The following is a 19415-nucleotide window of genomic DNA, read 5'->3' on the forward strand; positions in this document are numbered from 1 at the left end:
CCCCGCCCCCCGCCCCCCGGCCGGTGGGCGCGGTGCCCCCGGGGGGGGGGCCTCCCCCGCCCCCCGCCCCCCGCGGGCGGGCGGGGCCCCCGGCCCCGCCGCCCCCCCCCCCGCGCCCGGGGGGGGGGGGGCGCCCGCCCCCCCCCCGGCCGCCCCCCGGCGGGGGGGGGGGGGGGGGGGGGGGGGGGGGGGGGCGGGGGGGGCCGGCGCGGGGGCCCCCGCCGCACGTCAGGCGTGCGCATGCTCCTCGTCGCCCTCTTCGTCATCGGGCGCCTCCGACGGCTCGACGCCCAGCATGGCCTCGCGCGGCTCGATCTCGTCGATGTGGTCCACGAGCTGGAGCACGTGGTCGGGCTCGATGAGCCACTGCAACGCCGAGGCGCCGGTCTCGTCGGAGGAGACCAGCTCGGCCTGCTCGGCCCGCTCCTCGTCGGACAGGTCGGCGTCGGGATGCCGGATCTCGGCAAGCGCGGCGGCCTGCAACGCGTTGACGTCGAGCACCTCGACGGTCAGCTCGACCGTCAGGCGCAGGAATTTCTCGTTATCGCTCATGGCGACGATGCTAGGGCAGCTTCCACTCGACCGGGGTCGCGCCTTGCTGGATGAGCAGCTCATTGGCCCGGCTGAACGGCCGCGACCCGAAGAAGCCGTTGCGTGCCGACAGCGGCGAGGGGTGGGCGGACTCGATGCGCGGCACCCCGCCGAGCATGGGCGCGAGGTTGCGGGCGTCGCGGCCCCACAGGATGGCGACGAGCGGCTTGTCGCGGGCCACGAGCGCGCGGATGGCCTGCTCGGTGACCTCCTCCCAGCCCTTGCCGCGGTGGGAGGCGGGCTTGCCCGGCATCACGGTGAGCACCCTGTTGAGCAGCAGCACGCCCTGGTCCGCCCACGGGGTCAGGTCACCGTTGGCGGGGCGCGGGAGCCCGAGGTCGGACTCCATCTCCTTGTAGATGTTGAGGAGACTGCCGGGGATGGGCCGCACGTCGGCGGCGACGGAGAAGGACAGCCCGATGGGGTGCCCGGGCGTGGGGTAGGGGTCCTGCCCGACGATCAGCACCTTGACCTCGTCGAAGGGCTGGCTGAAGGCGCGCAGTACGTGGGCCCCGGCGGGGAGGTACTGCCTGCCTTCGGCGATCTCGTTGCGCAGGAACTCGCCCATGTGGGCGATCCGCTCGGAAACGGGCTCCAGTGCCTGGGCCCATCCGGCTTCGACGACTTCGTTCAGGGGACGACCGGCCATGGCCGATCAGCCTATCGAGGTCCGGGACGGCCCCGTGCCCGATTCGGGTGCTCCGGCCGTACCGGAATGATCACAGAGCGGCGCCCGCCCCCCCGGCGTGGGGGAGCGGGCGCCCGGTGGCGGCTACTTGACGGAGCCGGCCATCATGCCCTGGACGAAGTACCGCTGGAAGGAGAAGAACAGCACCAGCGGGATGATCAGCGAGAGGAACGCGCCCGAGGAGAGGATGTCCACGTTCGACCCGAACTGCCGCATCTGCGACTGGAGTGCCTTGGTCATCGGCTGGCTTTCGGTGTTGGCGAAGACCAGCGCGATGAGCATGTCGTTCCACACCCACAGGAACTGGAAGATGCCCAGCGAGGCGATCGCCGGCTTGCCCAGCGGGAACACCACCGAGACGAAGATCTTCCACTCCGGCGCGCCGTCCATCCGCGCGGCCTCCAGCAGCGAGGCCGGGATGCCGACGAAGAAGTTGCGCAGCAGGAAGATGGCGAACGGCAGGCCGAACGCCGTGTGGAACAGGACCACGCCGGGGATCGTGCCGAAGATCCCCATGCCGCCGTACATGGCGGCGACCGGGATCAGCGCGATCTGGATCGGCACGATGAGCAGGCCCACCACGACGAGGAACAGCGTGTCGCGGCCCTTGAACTCCATCCACGCGAAGGCGTAGGCGGCCATGGCGGCGATGCCGATCACGAGGATCGTGGTCGGCACCGTGATCGCCACGGTGTTCCAGAACGAGGTGGTGAAGCCGCTGGCCAGCAGGCTGCTGTAGCTCTTGAAGGTCAGCTCGGCGGGCTTGGTGAAGATCGTCCACCAGCCCTCGGCGTTGTTGACGTCCACCGTGCGCAGCGAGACGACGAACAGGCCGAGCGTGGGTACCAGCCAGAACAGGCCGAGCAGCACCATGATGACCTGCACCGCGCCGCTGCCGAGGCGGTCGACGATGCGGCTGGCGAGGCCCCTGCGGGGAGCGCCGGCCTCCAGTCCGGCGGGAGCGGCCGTGGCTGTCGCGGTCGTCATGCGTTCTCCCTCTTGAACCTGCGGACATTCATGATCATGAACGGCAGGACCAGAATGAGCAGGAAGATCGCCAGCGCGCTGCCGAGCCCCTGGTTGTTGCCGCCGCCGAAGGCCACCCGCCACATCTCCAGTGCGACCACGTTCGCCTGTGGCTGTACCGAGGACGGCGCGATGATGAAGACGAGGTCGAAGACCTTCAGGGTATTGATGATCATGGTGACGAAGACGACCAGCAGCACCGGCGAGAGCAGCGGCACCGTGATCCGGCGGAACACCTGCCACTCCGTCGCCCCGTCGATGCGGGCCGCCTCCAGCGCGTCACGCGGGATGGCCGCCAGGCCCGCCGCGATCAGCACCATCGCGAACCCGGCCCACACCCAGACGAACGCGCCGATGATCGCCGGCGTGATGAGCGTCGGGCCGAGCCAGGTCAGGCCGTTGTAGGCGGCCTTGAAGTTGTCCTGTGGCAGCCGTACGACGTAGGAGCCGGCGGGCAGGCCGTCGAAGCGGAACGAGCCGTCCTCGGCCGTCGTGGCGGTTCCGGCCACCTTGCCGTCCTTGACCGCCTCCACGGTCATGCCGGGCAGGCCCTTCTCGCCCGAGTCCACCTGGTTGGGGGCGCCGCCCCCTCCGGGGGTGAAGTCGAACCACACGGTGCCGGTCAGGCCGCTGCCACCCGTGGGCGCCTTGGCGACCAGGGCGTTCTCCGGCATGACCGCCGGCTTGACGCCCACGATCGGGATCAGCACCGGCTGTCCCGCCTGAACGGGCTGCGTGGTGACGACCGCGCCGTCCTTCGTGGCCACCGGCGACTCGCCGCCCTCGCGGGCCCGCGCCTCCGGGTAGCCCTGCGAGGAGGAGAACGTGTCGTGCACGGTGGTGAGGATGGCGTTGGCCACGCCCTTGCCCGGGTCCTCGTCGTACACGAGGCGGAAGATCACGCCGGCGGCCATCAGCGAGACGGCCATCGGCATGAACACGATCAGCTTGAACGCCGTCGACCATCTGATCCGCTCGGTGAGCACCGCGAAGATCAGGCCCAGGGTGGTGACGACGATCGGCGCCACGACGACCCAGATCAGGTTGTTCCTGATCGTCGTGAGCATCCCCTGGTCGCTGAAGATGGTGGCGTAGTTCCCCAGGCCCACGAACCCCGTGCCCGAGGCGTCGAAGAGGCTGCGGAACAGCGAGTAGACGATGGGATAGACCACCCAGACGCCCAGCAGCACCGCTGCCGGGAGAAGGAAGGCGATGGCGACCGCCGGCGAGGGGCCGAGGCGTAGTGAGGTGCGGGGGGTATCAGCCGGTCCGGGTGCGCTGCCGCGCGAGGACTTCTCCTCGCGCGGTGCTGCCGGGCCGTCCAACCGTTCGGTCACGGCCATACCTCTTTACTTCCAGGCCTTCTTGGCCTCAGCCTCGAGGGCGCTCTGCGCGCCCTTCACGTCGGTGGGCTTGCGCAGGAAGTCCTGAAGGATCTTCCACTCGCCCTTGCCGTCCGTGCCGCCGAAGGCGCTCGGCGCGAGGTCCGACATGTCGTAGCGAACCGTGTCGCCGGCCGAGACGATCGTCTGGCCGAGCTGCTTGGTCAGCGGGTCGGGGTAGTTGTCGGGGGAGACGTTCTTGTTCGGCGACAGGTAGCCGGGCAGCTTGGCCCAGATCTCGCCGCCCTCCTTGGAGGCGAGGAACTCGAGCAGCGCCATGGCGCCGGGGGAGTCCTTCATCGCGACCGCGACGTCGCCGCCGAGAATGACGGGGGCGGTGTCACCGACCTTCGGGAACGGGATGGCCTTGGCGTCCTCGCCCACCTTGGCCTTGGCCTGGACGACGGAGGTGGCCACGAAGTCGGCCTCGATCACCATGGCGGACTTCTTGGTGGCGAAGACCTTGTTGGCGCAGGTCGGGAAGTCCGTCTGCAGGGTGCCGGACGTTCCGTCGACCATGTACTCCTGCTTGCCGGCGATCTGCGCGATCTTCTCCAGCGCGGTGGCCACGCTCGGGTCGGTCCACGGGATCTCGTGCTTGGAGAGCTGGTCGTACTTCTCGGGGCCGGCCGTCGACAGGTAGACGTTCTCGAACAGGTCGGTCAGGGTCCAGGCCGACGCGCCGCAGAGGGAGAACGGCGCGGTGCCGGAGTCGGCGATCGTCTGAGCGGCCTTCATCAGCTCGTCCCAGGTGGTGGGCGGCTGGACGCCGGCGTCGTCGAACGCCTGCGTGCGGTACCACACCAGCGACTTGTGAGCCGCCTTGATCAGCACGCCGTACACCTTGCCGTCGGCGGAGCCCAGCTCCTTCCAGTACGGCGTGTAGTTGGCGTCGATCTCCTTGGAGACCGCGTCCGTCAGCGGCTTGAGCGCGCCCTGCTTGGCGTACTGCTGCACCAGGCCGGGCTGCGGCAGGATGGCCACGTCGGGCGGGCTGCCGCCCTGGATGCGCGGGCCGAGGTAGGCGCCGGTGTCCTCGCCGGTGGAGGCGTAGGTCACCTTGGCGCCGGTCTTGGCGGAGAAGGCCTTGAGCACCTGCTCGAAGTTCTTCTGCTCGTCACCGGTCCACTTGGCGGCGACCTCCAGCTTGACCCCTTCGAGGGTCTTCGCGCCGCCGGCGGCGCTCGCCGAACTCGACGCCGTGGGCTCCGACGCCGTCGGCGCGTTGCCGCAGGCGGCGACGGCTACGGCGAGCCCTGCCAGGATGACTGCTGCTCTGGCTTTTGCCATGACTTCCCTCACTGGGTTCTGATGATCTCTTCGAGTTCGGATCTCATCGAGTCCGCGACGTCGTCGGCGGACTCGTCGTAAGGAGGACTGAGCGCTTTGGCGACCGAACTGGCGATCACCAGGCTCAGCTGGTTGTAGGTGGCGCTCGCCGGCCGGAGCTTGGCGGCGAGGATGCTCTCCTTGAGCACGGGCAGGTACGGGTAGCGCCTGATCAGCTCCGGATCGTCGTACAGCTCGGTCCACACCGGCGGGAAGGACCCCTCGGTGAGGACCCGGCGCTCGTTGTCCAGGCCCGTGAAGTAGCGGATGAACTCCTGTGCGGTCTGCTGGTGCTTGGACGAGGCGCTGACGGCCAGGTTGGTGCCGCCGAGCGTGCTGGAGCCCGGCCCGTCCAGACCAGGCAGGCGCGTGACGCCGACCTTGGAGCCGAGCTTCGCCCTGGCCGGCCCGTAGGCGTGCGGCCAGTTGCGGGCGAAGGCGAGCCGGCCGTCCTGGAAGGCCAGCCGCGTCTCCTCCTCCTTGTAGGTCAGTGACTCCTTGGGGATCCAGCCCTCGCGCAGCCCCCGCTGAAGGAACTTCAGCGTGGTGCTCGCCTTGGCCGGGTCCAGGGCCACCTTCGTGCCGTCCGGGCTGACGATCTGCCCGCCGGCCGACTGGAGGGCCTCGATGAAGTTGACGGTCAGCCCCTCATAGGCGAGGAACTGGCCGGCGTAACCCTCTATGTCGAGCTTTTTTCTGACCTCTTGTGCGTGCTCGCGAAGCTCCGCCCAGGTTCTCGGCGGCCTCTTCACGAGGTCGGTGCGGTAGTAGAGCAGCCCCGCGTTGGTCGTGTACGGCACGGCCCAGAGCTTGTCCTTGTAGACCGCGGTCTCCACGGCCGTCGGCAGGAACCTGTCGAGCGGGAAGAGCCCGCGCTCCAGGGGGATGATCCAGCCGTTGTCCGCGAACTCCGCGGTCCACACAACATCCAGTCCGAGCACGTCGTACCGGCTGCTGCGGGCCTGGAGGTTGGCCACCATCTGCGCGCGCTGCTCGTCGGCGGCCTCGGGCAGTTCGAGGAGCGTCACCTTCTCGGCCGGGTGGGCCTCGTTCCAGCGATCCAGCAGGGGTTGCAGGTACGCCGTGGTGTCGCGTCCGGTGGCGAACGTGATGGGGCCTGTACCGCCGGTCCCGGTCTCGCCACCGCCCTCGTCGCCCGTCCCGGCACATCCGGCCGCCAGTAGGACGGCCAGGACAAGCGGAACAGAGCGAAGCACCCTGTTACCTCCACGTTTCTCGGGATTACATACGTGTTAGGTAGATGCATTCATGTTATGCACACAGGTAATGTGTCGGTCAACGGATCGCCTAGTAACGCTCACGTAACGCAAGGGAAGGGGGTGAGGCGTGCGGCCTCATCTGCTCGCCCTGCTGGCCAAGGAGCCGGCGCACGGATACGAGCTGAAGCAGGCTCTGGAGCAGACCTTCGGGTCCGCCTACCCTTCCCCCAACATCGGCCAGATATACGTGACGCTCGGCAGGCTGGAGAAGGACGGCCTGGTCAGGGCGGTGGACGTCGAGCAGTCCAACCGGCCGAACAAGAAGGTTTACTATCTGACAGCCAAGGGCCGCGAATCCCTGACCGCCTGGGTCGAGGAGCCCACCGAGGGTCCGCGGGTGCGCGACGAGTTCTTCATGAAGCTCGTCCTCGCCCCGCTCACCGGCATCGCCGACCGCATGGCGCTCATCAGTCGTCAGCGGCGGCACTATCTTTCCCTCATGGCGGATCTCAACGACCTGCTCTCGCGCACCGACCCCCGGGACCGGGTGGCCGGACTGCTCATCGAGGGCGCCATGCTGCACCTCCAGGCCGACCTCGACTGGCTGGAGCGCTGCCAGGAGGATCTGGCATGAGCCCCGTGCTGAAGTCGGTCAACCTGGTCAAGATCTACTCCGGTGGCGCGGTGCCGGTGCCGGCCGTGCGGGGCGTGGACCTGGAGGTCGAGCCGGGCGAGTTCGTCGCGATCATGGGGCCGTCCGGCTCCGGCAAGTCGACGCTCGTCCACATGCTCGGCGGCCTCGACACCCGTACCAGCGGCGAGATCTGGCTCGACGGCCGGCGGGTGGACACCCTCTCGGAGAGCGCCTGGGCGATGCTGCGCCGCAAGAAGGTCGGCTTCGTCTTCCAGTTCTTCAACCTCGTGGCCAACATGACCGTGGCCGACAACGTCGAGCTGCCCGCCCTGCTGGCCGGCGTCTCCCCCAAGGAGGCCCGCGAGCGCCGCGAGAGCCTGCTCGACGCGCTCAACCTCGGCGACCGGGCCGACGCCGCGCCCGCGCAGCTCTCCGGCGGGGAGCAGCAGCGGGTGGCGCTCGCCCGCGCGCTGGCCAACAAGCCCAGCGTGCTGCTGGCCGACGAGCCCACGGGCAACCTCGACAGCCGCAACACCCGTGATGTGCTCCGCCTGCTCGGCGAGGTCCACAAGCAGGGCCAGACCATCGTCATGGTCACCCACGACGCCCGCGTGGCGAGCCTGGCCGACCGCCTGGTGTCGCTGTTCGACGGGCAGATCGTCGACGACGGCCGCATCGCGCGCCGGCGCACCGGAACGGCCCGCGAGGTCATCGACCTGCGATGAGCACCGAGACGACCAGCGGGATGAGCACCGGGATGAGCACCGTGCGGGCCGGGAGCCGGTGGATCGCCGCCGACCTGCGGGCCAGGAAGGGCCAGGCGGCGCTGACCGTGCTCCTCGTGGCCGGCATCGTGGCCGCCCTCATCGCCGCCGTCACCCTGCTGGAGGACGGCACCAACCCGTGGCGCAGCCTGTTCGCCCAGACCAACGGTGCCCACGTGTGGCTCTACACCAAGGACAGCCCGCCGGACGGGGTCGGGGCCATCGACGGCGTCACCCGCGTCGCCGGGCCGTACCGGTCGGCGCCCGTCACCGTCGCCCGCGACGGCAAGAAGGAGCCGGCGGCGCTGCGCGCGCTGCCCTCGGCTGGCGCGCAGGTCGCCCATCCCGTCGTCACCGAGGGCCGGTGGCTCGACCAGTCGCAGGTCGACGGCGTCGTGGTCGAGCGGTCCTTCGCCACCGCGCTGCGCCTGAAGACCGGCTCGCCGCTCACGGTCATCGCGCTCAGCGGCGAGCGCCACACCCTGTACGTGCGCGGCATCGCCGACTCGGCCGAGCAGGGCTTCTACCCCGAGTGGACCCCCGGCCTGGCCTGGGTGCTGCCGTCCATGCTGGACCGGATCGAGCCGATGCTGGGCCGCAGCGAGTGGGTGACCGGGCTGCGCCTGTCCGACCCGGAGGCCGCCCAGATCGTCTCGCAGCGCGTCGTCGTCATGCTGGAGGACCAGCTTCAGCGCGTCTACACCTGGCGCGAGGTGCGGGCGGCCATGGAGCTCGACAACCGGCTGCTCGGCACGCTGCTCGCGCTGTTCGGGGTGGTCGGCATGGTCGCCGCCGCGCTCGCCCTGGCCAACGCGGCCGGCGGCCGGGTGCTCGGCCAGCTCCGCGACCTGGCCACGCTCAAGTCCATGGGGTTCACCGGCGGCCAGGTGACGCTGCTGCTGCTGGCCGAGCACGGAGCGCTCGGCCTGCTGGGCATCGGGGTCGGCGCCCTGGCCGGCTGGGCGGGCACCGTGGCCGCGCTGGGCACCACCTCCGTCGCGCCTGTGCCGGTGCTCACCATCGTCGGCTGCACCGCGCTCGGGGTGCTGGCCGCCGTCGGGCTGCCCGCCTGGCGCGGCGGACGCACCCCGCCCATCCCCGACGTCCCGGCGGCCCCGCCGCGCGGCCACCTGTCGCGCCTGGCCCGCCTGGCCCTGCTCGTACGGCTGCCGCCCGCCCTGATCCTCGGCACCCGCGACGCCTTCACCCGGCGGCTGCCCGCGTTCCTGACCGCGTTCGGGCTGGCCGTGCCGATGATGATGATCACGATCGGGCTGGGCGTCTGGTCCACCCTCGACAACTTCCTCAGCCATCCCGAGCAGGTCGGCCAGCACGCCTCCCTGTATGTGCGCCCCGGCAAGCTGGAGGCGGCCGAGGCGCAGCGCCTCGCGGCCGGCGACCCCGGCGTGAGCGCCCTCTACCCGGGCACCGACGTCAACGCCCTGGCCCCCGGCGAGGCCCGCTCCGTGCGGGTGCGGGCCCTCGGCACCACCGCCGAGCCGTACCCGTTCCCGGTGGTCGAGGGCCGCACGTTCACCCAGCCGGGCGAGGCCGTGGCCGGGCAGGGGCTGCTCGACCTGCTGGGCGTCCGGATCGGCGACCGCGTGCGGCTGACCGTGGGCGGCTCGCCGCTCATCGTGCGCATCGTGGGCCGCGCCCTGGAGCCGGACCTCGACGGCGAGGTGCTGTCCGTGGGGATCGACACCCTGGCGGCCAAGGACTCGGTGCCGCCGGAGTACTACGCGCTGGCGCTGCGTCCCGGCGCCGACCCGGCCGAGGTGCGGGCCAGGCTGCTGGCCGAGTCGGGGGAGAGCCTGGACGTGCAGCGGGTGGTCAACCCCGCCGACCGGCTCTCGGTCATCCGGGTGGTGATCGTGGCTCTGATCGCCGTCCTGGCGCTGATCGGCCTGGCCAACCTGCTCACCGCCAGCGCGCTCGGGCTGCGCGACCACGCCTTCGACCTGGCCGTGCTCAAGGCCATGGGGCTGACGCCACGGCAGGTGATGGCCACGCTCGTCACCGGCACGGGCCTGCTCGTCGTGGTGGGCGTGGCGGTCGGCGCGGCGGCCGGGATGTCGGTGGTGACGGGCCTGATCGATCTGCAGGGGCACACGAGCGGGGTGGGGGCCGGCATCGGCCGCTCGCCGTCGCCGCTGACGATGACGCTGGCCGTGCTCGTGGCCGTGGGGGCGTCGCTCGCGGTGGCGCTCATCCCGGCCAGGCGGGCCGCACGCGCGCAGGTGCCGGTCGCCACGCGGTGACCGGCACCTGTCCCCTCCTCGCGTCCCTGAGCGCCGCTGGCGGCCTTTCAGGGCGAAACGGGTAGGTCAGCCCTTCAGGGCGAACCAGTAGAAACCGTGACCCGGCAGGGTCAGGGTGTACGACGACTCGCCGATCAGCGGGAACGACACCCCGCCCCGCGCCTCGACCGGCGTCTTCCCGGCGAAGCGGCGCAGGTCCAGCTCCACCGGCTGCGGGAACTTCGACAGGTTGTTCACGCACAGCATCACGTCGTCGCCCTCCTCACGCACGAACGTCAGGACGCACGTGTTGGAGGACCACATCTCGGTGTACGCGCCGGTGCCGAACACGGGGTGCTCGCGCCGGATCTCCAGCATGCGCTGCGTGAAGTGGAGCAGCGAGCCGGGGTTGCGCAGCTGCGCCTCGACGTTGACCGCCTGGTAGCCGTAGATCGGGTCCATGACGGCCGGCAGGTAGAGGCGCCCGGGGTCGGCCGAGGAGAACCCGGCGTTGCGGTCGGGACTCCACTGCATCGGCGTGCGGACCGCGTCACGGTCCTCCAGCCAGATGTTGTCGCCCATGCCGATCTCGTCCCCGTAGTACATGACGGGCGAGCCGGGCAGGCTCAGCAGCAGCGCCGTGAACAGCTCGATGCGATCGCGGTCGTTGTCGAGCAGCGGCGCGAGCCGGCGGCGGATGCCGAGGTAGGCCCGCATGCGCGGGTCCTTGGCGTACTCCGCGTGCATGTAGTCACGCTCCTCCTCCGACACCGTCTCGAGCGTCAGCTCGTCGTGGTTGCGGAGGAAGATGCCCCACTGCGCCTTGTCCGGCAGCTTCGGCGTGCGCGACATGATCTCGGAGATCGGCTCGCGCGTCTCCTTCTTGACCGACATGTAGATGCGCGGCATCAGCGGGAAGTGGAAGGCCATGTGGCACTCGTCGCCGCCCGTGGTGGGGTCGCCGAAGTACTCGACGACGTCCTCGGGCCAGCCGTTGGCCTCGGCCAGCAGCACCCGGTCGGGGTAGAGGCGGTCCACCTCGGCGCGGATCTTCTTCAGGTACGCGTGCGTCTCCGGCAGGCCGGAGCACGCGGTGCCCTCCCGCTCGAACAGGTACGGCACGGCGTCCAGGCGGAAGCCGTCGATGCCGAGGTCCAGCCAGAACCTCAGGACCTCGATCATGGCTTCCTGCACGGCCGGGTTGTCGTAGTTGAGGTCCGGCTGGTGGTGGAAGAAGCGGTGCCAGTAGTACTGCTTGCGCACGGGGTCGTAGGTCCAGTTGGACTCCTCGGCCCCGATGAAGATGATCGGCGCGTCCGGGTAGCCGGTCGGCTCGTCGGCCCAGACGTAGAAGTCGCCGTAGGGGCCTTCGGGGTCGTGCCGGGATGCCTGGAACCACGGATGCCGATCGCTCGTGTGGTTCATCACGAGGTCGGTGATGATGCGCAGGCCACGCTCGTGGGCCGACTCGATGAGCTGGACGAAGTCCCCGAGATCCCCGAAGTCGGGCAGGATCTTCATGTAGTCGGAGATGTCGTACCCGCCGTCACGCAGCGGTGACTCGTACAGCGGCAACAGCCACAGGCAGTCGACGCCGAGCCATTCGAGATATTCCAGCTTCTCGATGAGACCGCGAAGGTCTCCGGTGCCGTCGCCGTTGGAGTCCTTGAACCCCCGGACGAGAACCTCGTAGAACACCGCCCGCTTGTACCAGGAGGGATCCTCCGAGACGAAGGTCTCGGAAACTGGCTCCGGTGATGGGGATGCGTTGATCATGTGTCGCTCACAGAAGGAGATGTGGGCAGGACGGAGTCACCGGTTCCCCGGCGTTGTTATCTGGTGACCGCGCCGCCTGAGGTCGTCATCCCTGCGAACCTCATGCCCTTGACGGGACCGGATTTGTGATCCGGTGCCCGCTTGATGCGGCGCTTACGGGCCGAACACTACCAGCCCGAGGGCTTTCCGGAACCCCGGTTGTGCCGTGATCTCGTCGTACCCAGGAGATCCATATGTAATCGTCCTGTTACCATGAGTTCATCTAGAAGGGCGGGGCGAGCTCGCCGAGATCGTTCTCGAAGTCGTTCAACCACAGGCCGAGCAGCACCAGCCCGCGCACCCAGAACCTGTCGTTCCAGCCGCCGAAGCGCGTGAGCGCGTCCGGGCCGCCCCACACGACCTCGTGCATCTGCTCCGACAACAGGGCCGGAACCCGCTCGGCGACCGTCTGCAGCATGCCGTGCGCGTACACGCGCGCGGGCGCGGCGGTGGAGCGCAGCGGAACCCGCCGCAGCGGCTGCTTGACCACGTTCGTGGACGGCAGCGCGGCCACGCGCGGGTCGGCCGCGTGCAGCAGCTCGCGGTAGAAACGGCCCTTGTCCTTGCGGGCCACGCCCACCGACAGCGCCGCGTCGAAGAAGTCCGGGTGGACGAACGGGGCCGCGAACGACGCCTCCGGCCCCACCAGGTTGACCGCGGAACGCGCGATGCCCCGCACGGTCCGCGTGTGCAGCACCGACAGGGGCAGCTCCGCCCGGTGCCCGTGGAACATCGAGGTGGCCGCGGCGAACTGCTCCCCGACCGCCTCCTCGATCCACTCGCGCGCCCCCGGCGACAGGAACGGCTGCGACGGCTCGCCCAGGCTCAGCGACCGCAGCACCGCCGCCGACCGCTCGGCCTGCGACGTGGCCTCCAGCGCGGCGCCGCTGACCATGAAGTTCTTCAGCAGCGGGCCGCCCGCCAGGCCGTCGACCAGCACCCGGCCGGCTCCGTGGACCTCCTTGGCGAACGGCGCGTACCAGGCGTGGTGCGGCGTCAGGTACTCCAGCCGGCGCGCCACCTCACGGGCGTCGCCCGGGTACGCGGCGGCGTCCTGCGTGATCACCCGGTGCGGGACGCGCAGCTCCCGCGTGATGGCCCGCGCGAACGCGATGTCGGTGTCGGTGCCGTCGTCGGGGCTCGTCGTCCACGACTCCACGTCGGCGCCCCGCGCCACGGCCACCGCGCACAGCAGCCGCGAGTCGTAGCCGCCGCTGACCGGCACGAGCAGCCTGCGCCCCTCGTAGTCCTTGTAGACCTCGTGCAGGATCTCCAGCAGCTCGCCGGCGCTGATCCACGTCTCGTACGGCTCGCCGCGCAGCCAGCGCGGCAGCCGCCGCTCGGTGGCCAGCCGGTCCTGGTCGGCGACCAGCGCGCCCGAGCCCGGCAGCCGCCTGACCCCGGCGAACGGCGTCGCCTCGCCCAGGGGGAACGTCACCTGGAGGATCGACGCCCACGCCGCCCAGTCGATCTCCACCGGCACCAGCGCCAGCAACGGCTGGATCAGCGACGAGAAGTAGACGGCCTCGCCCAGCCGCACGTAGTAGACGTCGACCAGGCCCAGCGCGCCGGCGTGCAGGGTGACCCGCTCGCCCTCGCCGATCAGCCCCGGCGTCTCGTACGTCTCCGCCACCGTCATCCAGCCGCCCGCCGGCGAGCCGGACGGCCTGCGCTCGCCCCAGGCGAACGCGAACGAGCCCTCCGCCCGGTGGTACGGCGGCAGCGGGGCCGAGCTGAACAGCGCGGCGCCGGGCATCTGCAGGGCGGGGCGCACCCGCGGCCCGGCGCCCGTGAGCTTGCCCAGCACGACGGGATCGATCCGGCCGAGAGCGCCGCAGACGTAGGGCCGCACGTTGAACTGCACCGGATCTCATCCCTTCGAGACGCTTCCGCAGAAGAGTATCCTTTGCCGGGCTGGCGAACGGAGGTCTGGTGAGCACGGAGCTGGAGAGCACGAGGCGCGCGCTGCGTGACGCGATCGCGCAGGCGGAGCACGCGGCCGAGCTGGCCCGGCTGCTCGACGCCGCCCAGGCGCGCCTGGCCGAGGCCGAGCGGAGCACCGAGGAGGCCAAGGCGCTCGCCGAGCGGCTGGCCGAGGCCGAGGAGCGGCTGGAGGACGAGCGCGCCGCCGCCGAGAAGCTCCGCAAGGACCTGGCCGAGCAGCGCTACCAGGCCGAGGTCGCCAACTGGAAGCTGTCCTCCATCAAGGTCGCCCGCTGGAACCGCCTCGGTGACGCCATCCGGAGCGGCAAGAGCAACCCCGTGCTGCTGGCCAAGGGGCTCAAGGGCGCCGCCAAGCCGGTCAAGCGGCCCAGCGCGCCCAAGCGCCGGCCCGTCGCCGTCCAGCGGGCCAAGGACGAGCGGCCGGGCGCCGCCTATCAGGCCACCACCTCCACGCGGACGCTGGGCGGCCACTCCTTCAAGCTCAAGCCGTACCGGATCCCCACCGGCCCCAACACGCGCCCCCACCTCACGGCGGCGGTCGTCGCCGACCCGCACGCCGAGGCGCTGCTGCGCTACGAGTGGCGGCAGACGACCGGCTTCACCCCGCGCGACTTCGCCAGGGTCCTGCCGCAGGAGGTCCCGCACCTGCTCGTCGTGGAGTCCGTCAGGAGCGGGCCGTGGGCCGAGGAGATCACCGGCGAGCCCGGCGACGGGCTGCGCGCGCTGCTCGCCTGGTGCGCCGAGCGGGGCATCCGCACGGTGTTCTGGCACACGGGCGGCGACGTGGCCCCCTACCGCGCCGCGGCCGGGCTGTTCGAGCACCGCTTCAGCACCGACCCCGCCACCGGGTGGCCGCGCCTGTCCTTCGGCGTCCAGCCACGCGTGCACAACCCCATCCCGCTCTCCGGCGGGCGCATCGACCGGGTGCTCACCCTGGACCAGCTCCTTCCGGGCCACCTCACCTACCCCGACGTGCTCACCTCCTACCGCTGGCCCGCGGCCGTCGACTGCCCGCCCGGCACCCCGCCGTGGCGGCTCGCGGAGCTCGCCGCCTGCGGCACGCCGATCGGCGACCAGCCCGACTCGCGGCGGGCGCACGCCGCCCTGCGCCGCGCCTACGACGGCGGCACGATGACCGAGCGGATCGACGACCTGCTGGAGGCGATCGGCCTGCCCAGCGCCCGCGCGACGCTGGAGGTGTCGCTGCTGCTGCCGGTCCTCGACCGCTTCCTGCTGGAGCACGCGCTCGCCCAGGTCGCCCGGCAGTCGGTACGGCCCGCCCAGCTCATCGTGTTCGGGCCGCCCGAGGCCGAGCAGCGGGCCCGCGACGTCATGTCCGGCACCGAGGTGCTCTTCCGCCACCTCGACCCGTCGCTGTCCGCCGGGGCCATGCTCGGCCGCGGCCTCGACCTGTGCGAGGCCGACCTGGTGGGCGTCATGGACCCGCGCGACGTCTACGGCATCCACTACCTGGCCGACCTGCGCCGCGCCTTCCTGTTCAGCACCGCCGACATCGTCGGCAAGGCCGCCTACTACGCCCACCTGCGCAAGCCTCAGGCCACGCTGCTCAAGCGGCCCGAGGCCGAGTACTCCTACCTGCCGGAGGTGGCCGGGGCCACACTGCTGGCCCGCCGCAACACCCTGCGCCAGCTCGGTTTCGCCGACCTCACGGAAGGCTGGGACGACGTCCTCATGCGCCAGTGCCGGGCCGACGGGGTCAAGGTGTTCTCCGCCGACCGGTTCGGTTACGTCCGCGTGCGCGACGAGGACCGCTGGCTGCTGGGCGCGGCCCACCTGGTGGAGTACGGCTCCGCCGAGCCGCACGCGCTCATCTGAGCGGTGTCCTTCGGGGGCCGTAGGGTCGGTGGCATGACGCCCGAGCAGCGGGTCGCCGAGGTGCTGGGGGAGGCGCCGGCCCCCGAGGGGACGTGGGACCGCGAGGCCGCCTACCTGTCGGCCGCCGCCCGGCGGCTCGGTGTGCCCGCCGCCGGGCTGGCCGCGCGGGTGCGGGCCGTCGCCGGGGTGGCCGCGGTGGAAGAGCGCCCGAACGGGTTCCTGCGGATCACCGTCGAGGTCCCCGGGGCGCTGGTCGAGACCGTCCGGCCGCTGTCCCTGCCGGACCCGTGGCCCGACTTCCCGCGTACCTGGGACAACCCCGGCTTCGCCGTGCGCTACGCCCACGCGCGGGCCGCGGCGGTGCGGCGCTGGGCACGTGACCTCGGCGTACCGGAGGAGGGGTTTCGGCCGGAGCTGCTCGACGACCCGCGCGACCGGGCGGTGCTGCGGGTGCTCGCGGAGCTGCCGGGCCGGCTGGCCAGGCCCGCGCGGGCCGCGTCCTTCTGGGCGTCCTACGCGGTGCGGCTGGCGACGGCGTACCACGACGCGCACGAGCTGGCCCCGGCCGTTCCGGTGGGGGACGAGGCGCCGTCGCCGCTGCACACGGCCCGGGTGCGGCTGGCGCGGGCCGTGGAGGACGTCCTGCCGGGACCCGACCGCCTATGATCCAGAAAATATCCGGCCAAAAGGCGAAAAGTCGTAAAAATATCCCTTCGGAGGGTTGATCGCGTCTCGATACGTGGTCAACGGGTCCTGGTGGTTGGACTGTTCCGATAGCCTCGATCGGGTGAGTCGATTCGCCCATCCCGCAGGGGACCGGCACGCCGAGATGCTGCCGCACGAGCGCCCGCCGCTCCCGCCCGCCGACCTCAACCGGATCAACCCCGCGATCTGGCCCCGAACGTCGGGCCGGACCGATGGCGCGCTCACGATCGGTCACGTCGACGTCCGCGACCTCGCCCGCGAGCACGGCACGCCGCTGTTCGTCCTCGACGAGCACGACGTCCGCTCGCGCATGCGCGACTACGTCACCGCCTTCGCCGGCTCCGACGTCCACTACGCCGGCAAGGCGTTCCTCTGCAAGGAGATCGTCCGCTGGCTCGACGACGAGGGCCTCGGCCTCGACGTCGCCAGCGGCGGCGAGCTGGCCGTGGCGCTCAGCGTCGGCTTCCCGCCCGAGCGCATCACCATGCACGGCAACAACAAGTCCGTCGCCGAGCTGACCCGCGCCCTGGAGGTAGGCGTCGGCCGCATCGTGGTCGACTCCTTCGAGGAGATCGCCAGGCTCGGCCACCTCGCCGCCGAGCACGGCAAGCGGCCCAAGGTGATGATCCGCGTCACCACCGGCGTCGAGGCGCACACCCACGAGTTCATCGCCACGGCCCACGACGACCAGAAGTTCGGCCTGTCGCTCAGCGCCGGCGCCGCCGCCGAGGCCGTGCGCCGCATCCTCGCGCTGCCGTCCCTGGAGCTCGTCGGCCTCCACTCGCACATCGGCTCGCAGATCGTCGACACGGCCGGCTTCGAGGTGGCCGCCCGCCGCCTGGCCGGGCTGCTCGTGCAGATCAAGGACGAGCACGGCGTGGTCCTGCCCGAGCTCGACCTCGGCGGCGGCTACGGCATCGCGTACGTCGACGAGGACGAGGCCCCCGACGTCAAGGAGATCGCCGACGGGCTGCGCGAGATCGTCGCCAAGGAGTGCACGGGCGCCGGGCTGCCGGTGCCCCGCCTCACCGTGGAGCCCGGCCGCGCGATCGTCGGCCCCGGCGGCGTCACCCTCTACGAGGTCGGCACCGTCAAGGACGTCGAGGGCCTGCGCACGTACGTGAGCATCGACGGCGGCATGAGCGACAACATCCGCACCGCCCTGTACGGCGCCGACTACGCGGTCACGCTCGCCAGCCGGGACAGCACGGCCGAGCCCATGCTCAGCCGCGTCGTCGGCAAGCACTGCGAGAGCGGCGACATCATCGTCCGCGACTGCTTCCTGCCGTCCGACCTCGCCCCCGGCGACCTGCTGGCCGTCGGCGCGACCGGCGCCTACTGCCGCTCGCTGGCGAGCAACTACAACTACCTGCCCAGGCCCGCCGTGGTCGCCGTCGCCGACGGCGAGGCCCGCGTGATCGTGCGGGGCGAGACCGAGGACGACCTGTTGAGGGGGCAGCTGTGAAACCGCTGAAGGTCGCGTTGCTGGGCTGCGGCGTCGTCGGCTCGCAGGTCATCCGGCTCCTGCACGAGCAGGACGGCGACCTGACCGCCCGCGTCGGCGCCCCGCTGGAGCTGGCCGGGGTGGCCGTGCGCCGCCTGGGCCGCAAGCGCGACGTCGAGGTCGCCCCGGAGCTGCTCACCACCGACGCCGAGGCGCTCGTCACCCGCGACGACATCGACATCGTGGTCGAGGTCATCGGCGGCATCGAGCCGGCCCGCTCGCTCATCGTGGCGGCGCTGAGCCGGGGCAAGTCCGTCGTCACCGCCAACAAGGCGCTGCTCGCCGAGGACGGCGCCACCCTGCACGAGGCCGCCCGCGCCGGCAACGGCGACCTGTACTTCGAGGCCAGCGTCGCCGGGGCCATCCCGCTGCTGCGCCCGCTGCGCGAGTCGCTGGCCGGCGACCGGGTGCGGCGCGTGCTCGGCATCGTCAACGGCACGACCAACTACATCCTCGACAAGATGGACTCCACCGGCGCGTCCTTCACCGACGCCCTGGAGGAGGCCCAGACGCTCGGCTACGCCGAGGCCGACCCCACGGCCGACGTCGAGGGCTTCGACGCCGCCGCCAAGGCGGCCATCCTCGCCGGGCTCGCCTTCCACAGCCGGGTGACGGCCGCCGACGTCCACCGCGAGGGCATCACCGAGATCACCGCCACGGACGTGGCCTCGGCCAAGGCCATGGGCTACGTCATCAAGCTGCTGGCCATCTGCGCCCGCTCCGACGACGGCCGCTCCGTCGGCGTGCGGGTCCACCCGGCCATGATCCCGAGGTCCCACCCGCTGGCCGGGGTGCGTGAGGCGTACAACGCGGTGTTCGTGGAGGCCGAGTCGGCGGGACAGCTCATGTTCTACGGCAAGGGCGCGGGCGGCGCCCCGACGGCCTCTGCCGTGCTCGGCGACCTGGTCGCCGTGGCCCGCAACCGCCTGGCCGGCACCCGGGGCCCCGAGGAGTCCACGTACGCCTCGCTGAGCGTCCACCCGATGGGCGAGACGGTCACGCGCTGCCACGTGGCGCTGGACGTCGCCGACAAGCCGGGCGTGCTGGCGCGCGTCGCGGAGCTGTTCTCGGCGCACGACGTCTCGATCCAGACCGTACGCCAGGAGGGCCACGGCGACGACGCCCAGCTTGTCATCGTCACCCACCGCGCCACGGACGCCGCGCTGACGGCGACCATGGAGGGGCTGCGCGACCTGGACATCGTCCGCGCGGTGGCCAGCGTGATGCGCGTGGAGGGCGACGAGTAGCGCGGTCGGTGGGCACGGGCTTCAGGCGGGTTGTGACAGTGGGGGAGCCGGGCTCCCCCACGATCGTTCAGCGGTGGCTCAGTACGTTGACCACGCGGCCGTTGGGGTCGCGGACGAAGAACCGGCGGACGCCCCACTCCTCGTCCTGCAAGGGGTGCACGATCTCCGCGCCGCTCTTCCGCATGACCGCATAGGCCGTGTCCACATCGTCCACCTCGACGCTCAGGTCGGGGATGACCGGTGCGGTCCTGTCGCCGGTCATGAAGCTGATCTGCGCTGCCGGGCTGGACGGGGAGGCGAGCGTCGTGATCCAGCCGAGGTTCATGGCCTCCTCGAACCCCAGCAGCCCATAGAACTCCCGGCTCTCCCGCACAGCCTCCGACCGGATGTTGGGCACGACACGGTTAACGATCATGGACGACTCCAAGCGAGTATGAACATGTCTCCGGACTCCCTGTCCGCGGCCGCGGCGATCATGACTCCGCCGCCC

The 19415-nt window shown here is 71.3% G+C and carries 16 protein-coding genes; 7 read left to right on the forward strand and 9 right to left on the reverse strand.

The window, feature by feature from the left end; genetic code table 11:
* Nucleotides 1-228: 228 nt before the first annotated feature.
* The 6 genes from MTP10_RS17605 to MTP10_RS17630 all read right to left on the reverse strand — a co-directional run bounded on the left by MTP10_RS17605 (nucleotide 229) and on the right by MTP10_RS17630 (nucleotide 6233).
* Nucleotides 229-552, reverse strand: a complete 324-nt coding sequence (locus MTP10_RS17605) for a hypothetical protein (RefSeq protein WP_310710546.1) — start codon at nucleotides 550-552, stop codon at nucleotides 229-231.
* 10 nt (nucleotides 553-562) lie between these two features.
* Entirely contained in the window at nucleotides 563-1240 is a 678-nt protein-coding gene (locus tag MTP10_RS17610; RefSeq protein WP_310710547.1) for a uracil-DNA glycosylase, read from the reverse strand.
* Nucleotides 1241-1363: 123 nt separating this feature from the next.
* A complete protein-coding gene (locus tag MTP10_RS17615) occupies nucleotides 1364-2266 on the reverse strand; it encodes a carbohydrate ABC transporter permease (protein WP_310710548.1) in 903 nt (300 codons plus the stop codon).
* Nucleotides 2263-3642 (reverse strand): ABC transporter permease subunit, encoded by a 1380-nt coding sequence (locus tag MTP10_RS17620; RefSeq protein ID WP_310710549.1) that lies wholly within the window; start codon nucleotides 3640-3642, stop codon nucleotides 2263-2265. Before MTP10_RS17620 ends, MTP10_RS17615 begins: the two co-directional genes overlap by 4 nt.
* A gap of 12 nt (nucleotides 3643-3654) precedes the next feature.
* Nucleotides 3655-4977, reverse strand: coding sequence for an ABC transporter substrate-binding protein (locus MTP10_RS17625; RefSeq protein WP_310710550.1), 1323 nt, complete (start codon nucleotides 4975-4977; stop codon nucleotides 3655-3657).
* A gap of 8 nt (nucleotides 4978-4985) precedes the next feature.
* Nucleotides 4986-6233 (reverse strand): ABC transporter substrate-binding protein, encoded by a 1248-nt coding sequence (locus MTP10_RS17630; protein WP_310710551.1) that lies wholly within the window; start codon nucleotides 6231-6233, stop codon nucleotides 4986-4988.
* Nucleotides 6234-6363: 130 nt separating this feature from the next.
* On the opposite strand from MTP10_RS17630, the gene MTP10_RS17635 reads away from it, so the two are divergent.
* Genes MTP10_RS17635 through MTP10_RS17645 form a run of 3 tightly spaced genes read left to right on the forward strand, consistent with a single transcriptional unit; the run spans nucleotide 6364 to nucleotide 9895 of the window.
* On the forward strand, nucleotides 6364-6870 hold the full coding sequence (locus MTP10_RS17635; protein WP_175594099.1) for a PadR family transcriptional regulator: 507 nt from the start codon (nucleotides 6364-6366) through the stop codon (nucleotides 6868-6870).
* Entirely contained in the window at nucleotides 6867-7595 is a 729-nt protein-coding gene (locus tag MTP10_RS17640) for an ABC transporter ATP-binding protein (RefSeq protein WP_310710552.1), read from the forward strand. Before MTP10_RS17635 ends, MTP10_RS17640 begins: the two co-directional genes overlap by 4 nt.
* A complete protein-coding gene (locus MTP10_RS17645) occupies nucleotides 7592-9895 on the forward strand; it encodes an FtsX-like permease family protein (protein ID WP_310710553.1) in 2304 nt (767 codons plus the stop codon). The genes MTP10_RS17640 and MTP10_RS17645 overlap by 4 nt, the downstream gene beginning before the upstream one ends.
* Nucleotides 9896-9961: 66 nt before the next feature.
* On the opposite strand, the gene treS is transcribed toward MTP10_RS17645, so the two are convergent.
* Both treS and MTP10_RS17655 read right to left on the reverse strand, forming a co-directional pair.
* Nucleotides 9962-11650: a maltose alpha-D-glucosyltransferase gene (gene treS / locus MTP10_RS17650; protein WP_310710554.1), complete on the reverse strand. Its 1689-nt coding sequence runs from the start codon at nucleotides 11648-11650 to the stop codon at nucleotides 9962-9964.
* Between the two features lie 262 nt (nucleotides 11651-11912).
* Complete coding sequence (locus tag MTP10_RS17655) at nucleotides 11913-13553, reverse strand: asparagine synthetase B family protein (protein ID WP_310710555.1); 1641 nt, start codon at nucleotides 13551-13553, stop codon at nucleotides 11913-11915.
* A gap of 68 nt (nucleotides 13554-13621) precedes the next feature.
* On the opposite strand from MTP10_RS17655, the gene MTP10_RS17660 reads away from it, so the two are divergent.
* The 4 genes from MTP10_RS17660 to MTP10_RS17675 all read left to right on the forward strand — a co-directional run bounded on the left by MTP10_RS17660 (nucleotide 13622) and on the right by MTP10_RS17675 (nucleotide 18925).
* Nucleotides 13622-15469 carry a hypothetical protein gene (locus MTP10_RS17660; RefSeq protein ID WP_310710556.1) on the forward strand — a complete coding sequence of 616 codons (1848 nt, stop codon included), beginning with the start codon at nucleotides 13622-13624 and terminating at the stop codon, nucleotides 15467-15469.
* A gap of 33 nt (nucleotides 15470-15502) precedes the next feature.
* Nucleotides 15503-16135 (forward strand): DALR anticodon-binding domain-containing protein, encoded by a 633-nt coding sequence (locus MTP10_RS17665; protein WP_310710557.1) that lies wholly within the window; start codon nucleotides 15503-15505, stop codon nucleotides 16133-16135.
* Between the two features lie 121 nt (nucleotides 16136-16256).
* Entirely contained in the window at nucleotides 16257-17639 is a 1383-nt protein-coding gene (gene lysA, locus MTP10_RS17670; protein ID WP_310710558.1) for a diaminopimelate decarboxylase, read from the forward strand.
* On the forward strand, nucleotides 17636-18925 hold the full coding sequence (locus tag MTP10_RS17675) for a homoserine dehydrogenase (RefSeq protein WP_310710559.1): 1290 nt from the start codon (nucleotides 17636-17638) through the stop codon (nucleotides 18923-18925). Before lysA ends, MTP10_RS17675 begins: the two co-directional genes overlap by 4 nt.
* A gap of 67 nt (nucleotides 18926-18992) precedes the next feature.
* On the opposite strand, the gene MTP10_RS17680 is transcribed toward MTP10_RS17675, so the two are convergent.
* Complete coding sequence (locus tag MTP10_RS17680; RefSeq protein WP_310710560.1) at nucleotides 18993-19340, reverse strand: VOC family protein; 348 nt, start codon at nucleotides 19338-19340, stop codon at nucleotides 18993-18995.
* Nucleotides 19341-19415: the final 75 nt, after the last annotated feature.

Origin of the sequence: Nonomuraea sp. 3-1Str (genome assembly GCF_031570565.1) — a bacterium.
Lineage (GTDB): Bacteria > Actinomycetota > Actinomycetes > Streptosporangiales > Streptosporangiaceae > Nonomuraea.

What these genes read in the sequence shown, in the direction of transcription:
- MTP10_RS17605 (WP_310710546.1), bottom strand. Translation starts at nt 552, where the DNA reads ATGAGCGATAACGAGAAATTCCTGCGCCTGACGGTCGAGCTGACCGTC.
- MTP10_RS17610 (WP_310710547.1), bottom strand. Translation starts at nt 1,240, where the DNA reads ATGGCCGGTCGTCCCCTGAACGAAGTCGTCGAAGCCGGATGGGCCCAG.
- MTP10_RS17615 (WP_310710548.1), bottom strand. Translation starts at nt 2,266, where the DNA reads ATGACGACCGCGACAGCCACGGCCGCTCCCGCCGGACTGGAGGCCGGC.
- MTP10_RS17625 (WP_310710550.1), bottom strand. Translation starts at nt 4,977, where the DNA reads ATGGCAAAAGCCAGAGCAGCAGTCATCCTGGCAGGGCTCGCCGTAGCC.
- MTP10_RS17640 (WP_310710552.1), top strand. Translation starts at nt 6,867, where the DNA reads ATGAGCCCCGTGCTGAAGTCGGTCAACCTGGTCAAGATCTACTCCGGT.
- MTP10_RS17645 (WP_310710553.1), top strand. Translation starts at nt 7,592, where the DNA reads ATGAGCACCGAGACGACCAGCGGGATGAGCACCGGGATGAGCACCGTG.
- treS (WP_310710554.1), bottom strand. Translation starts at nt 11,650, where the DNA reads ATGATCAACGCATCCCCATCACCGGAGCCAGTTTCCGAGACCTTCGTC.
- MTP10_RS17665 (WP_310710557.1), top strand. Translation starts at nt 15,503, where the DNA reads ATGACGCCCGAGCAGCGGGTCGCCGAGGTGCTGGGGGAGGCGCCGGCC.
- MTP10_RS17680 (WP_310710560.1), bottom strand. Translation starts at nt 19,340, where the DNA reads ATGATCGTTAACCGTGTCGTGCCCAACATCCGGTCGGAGGCTGTGCGG.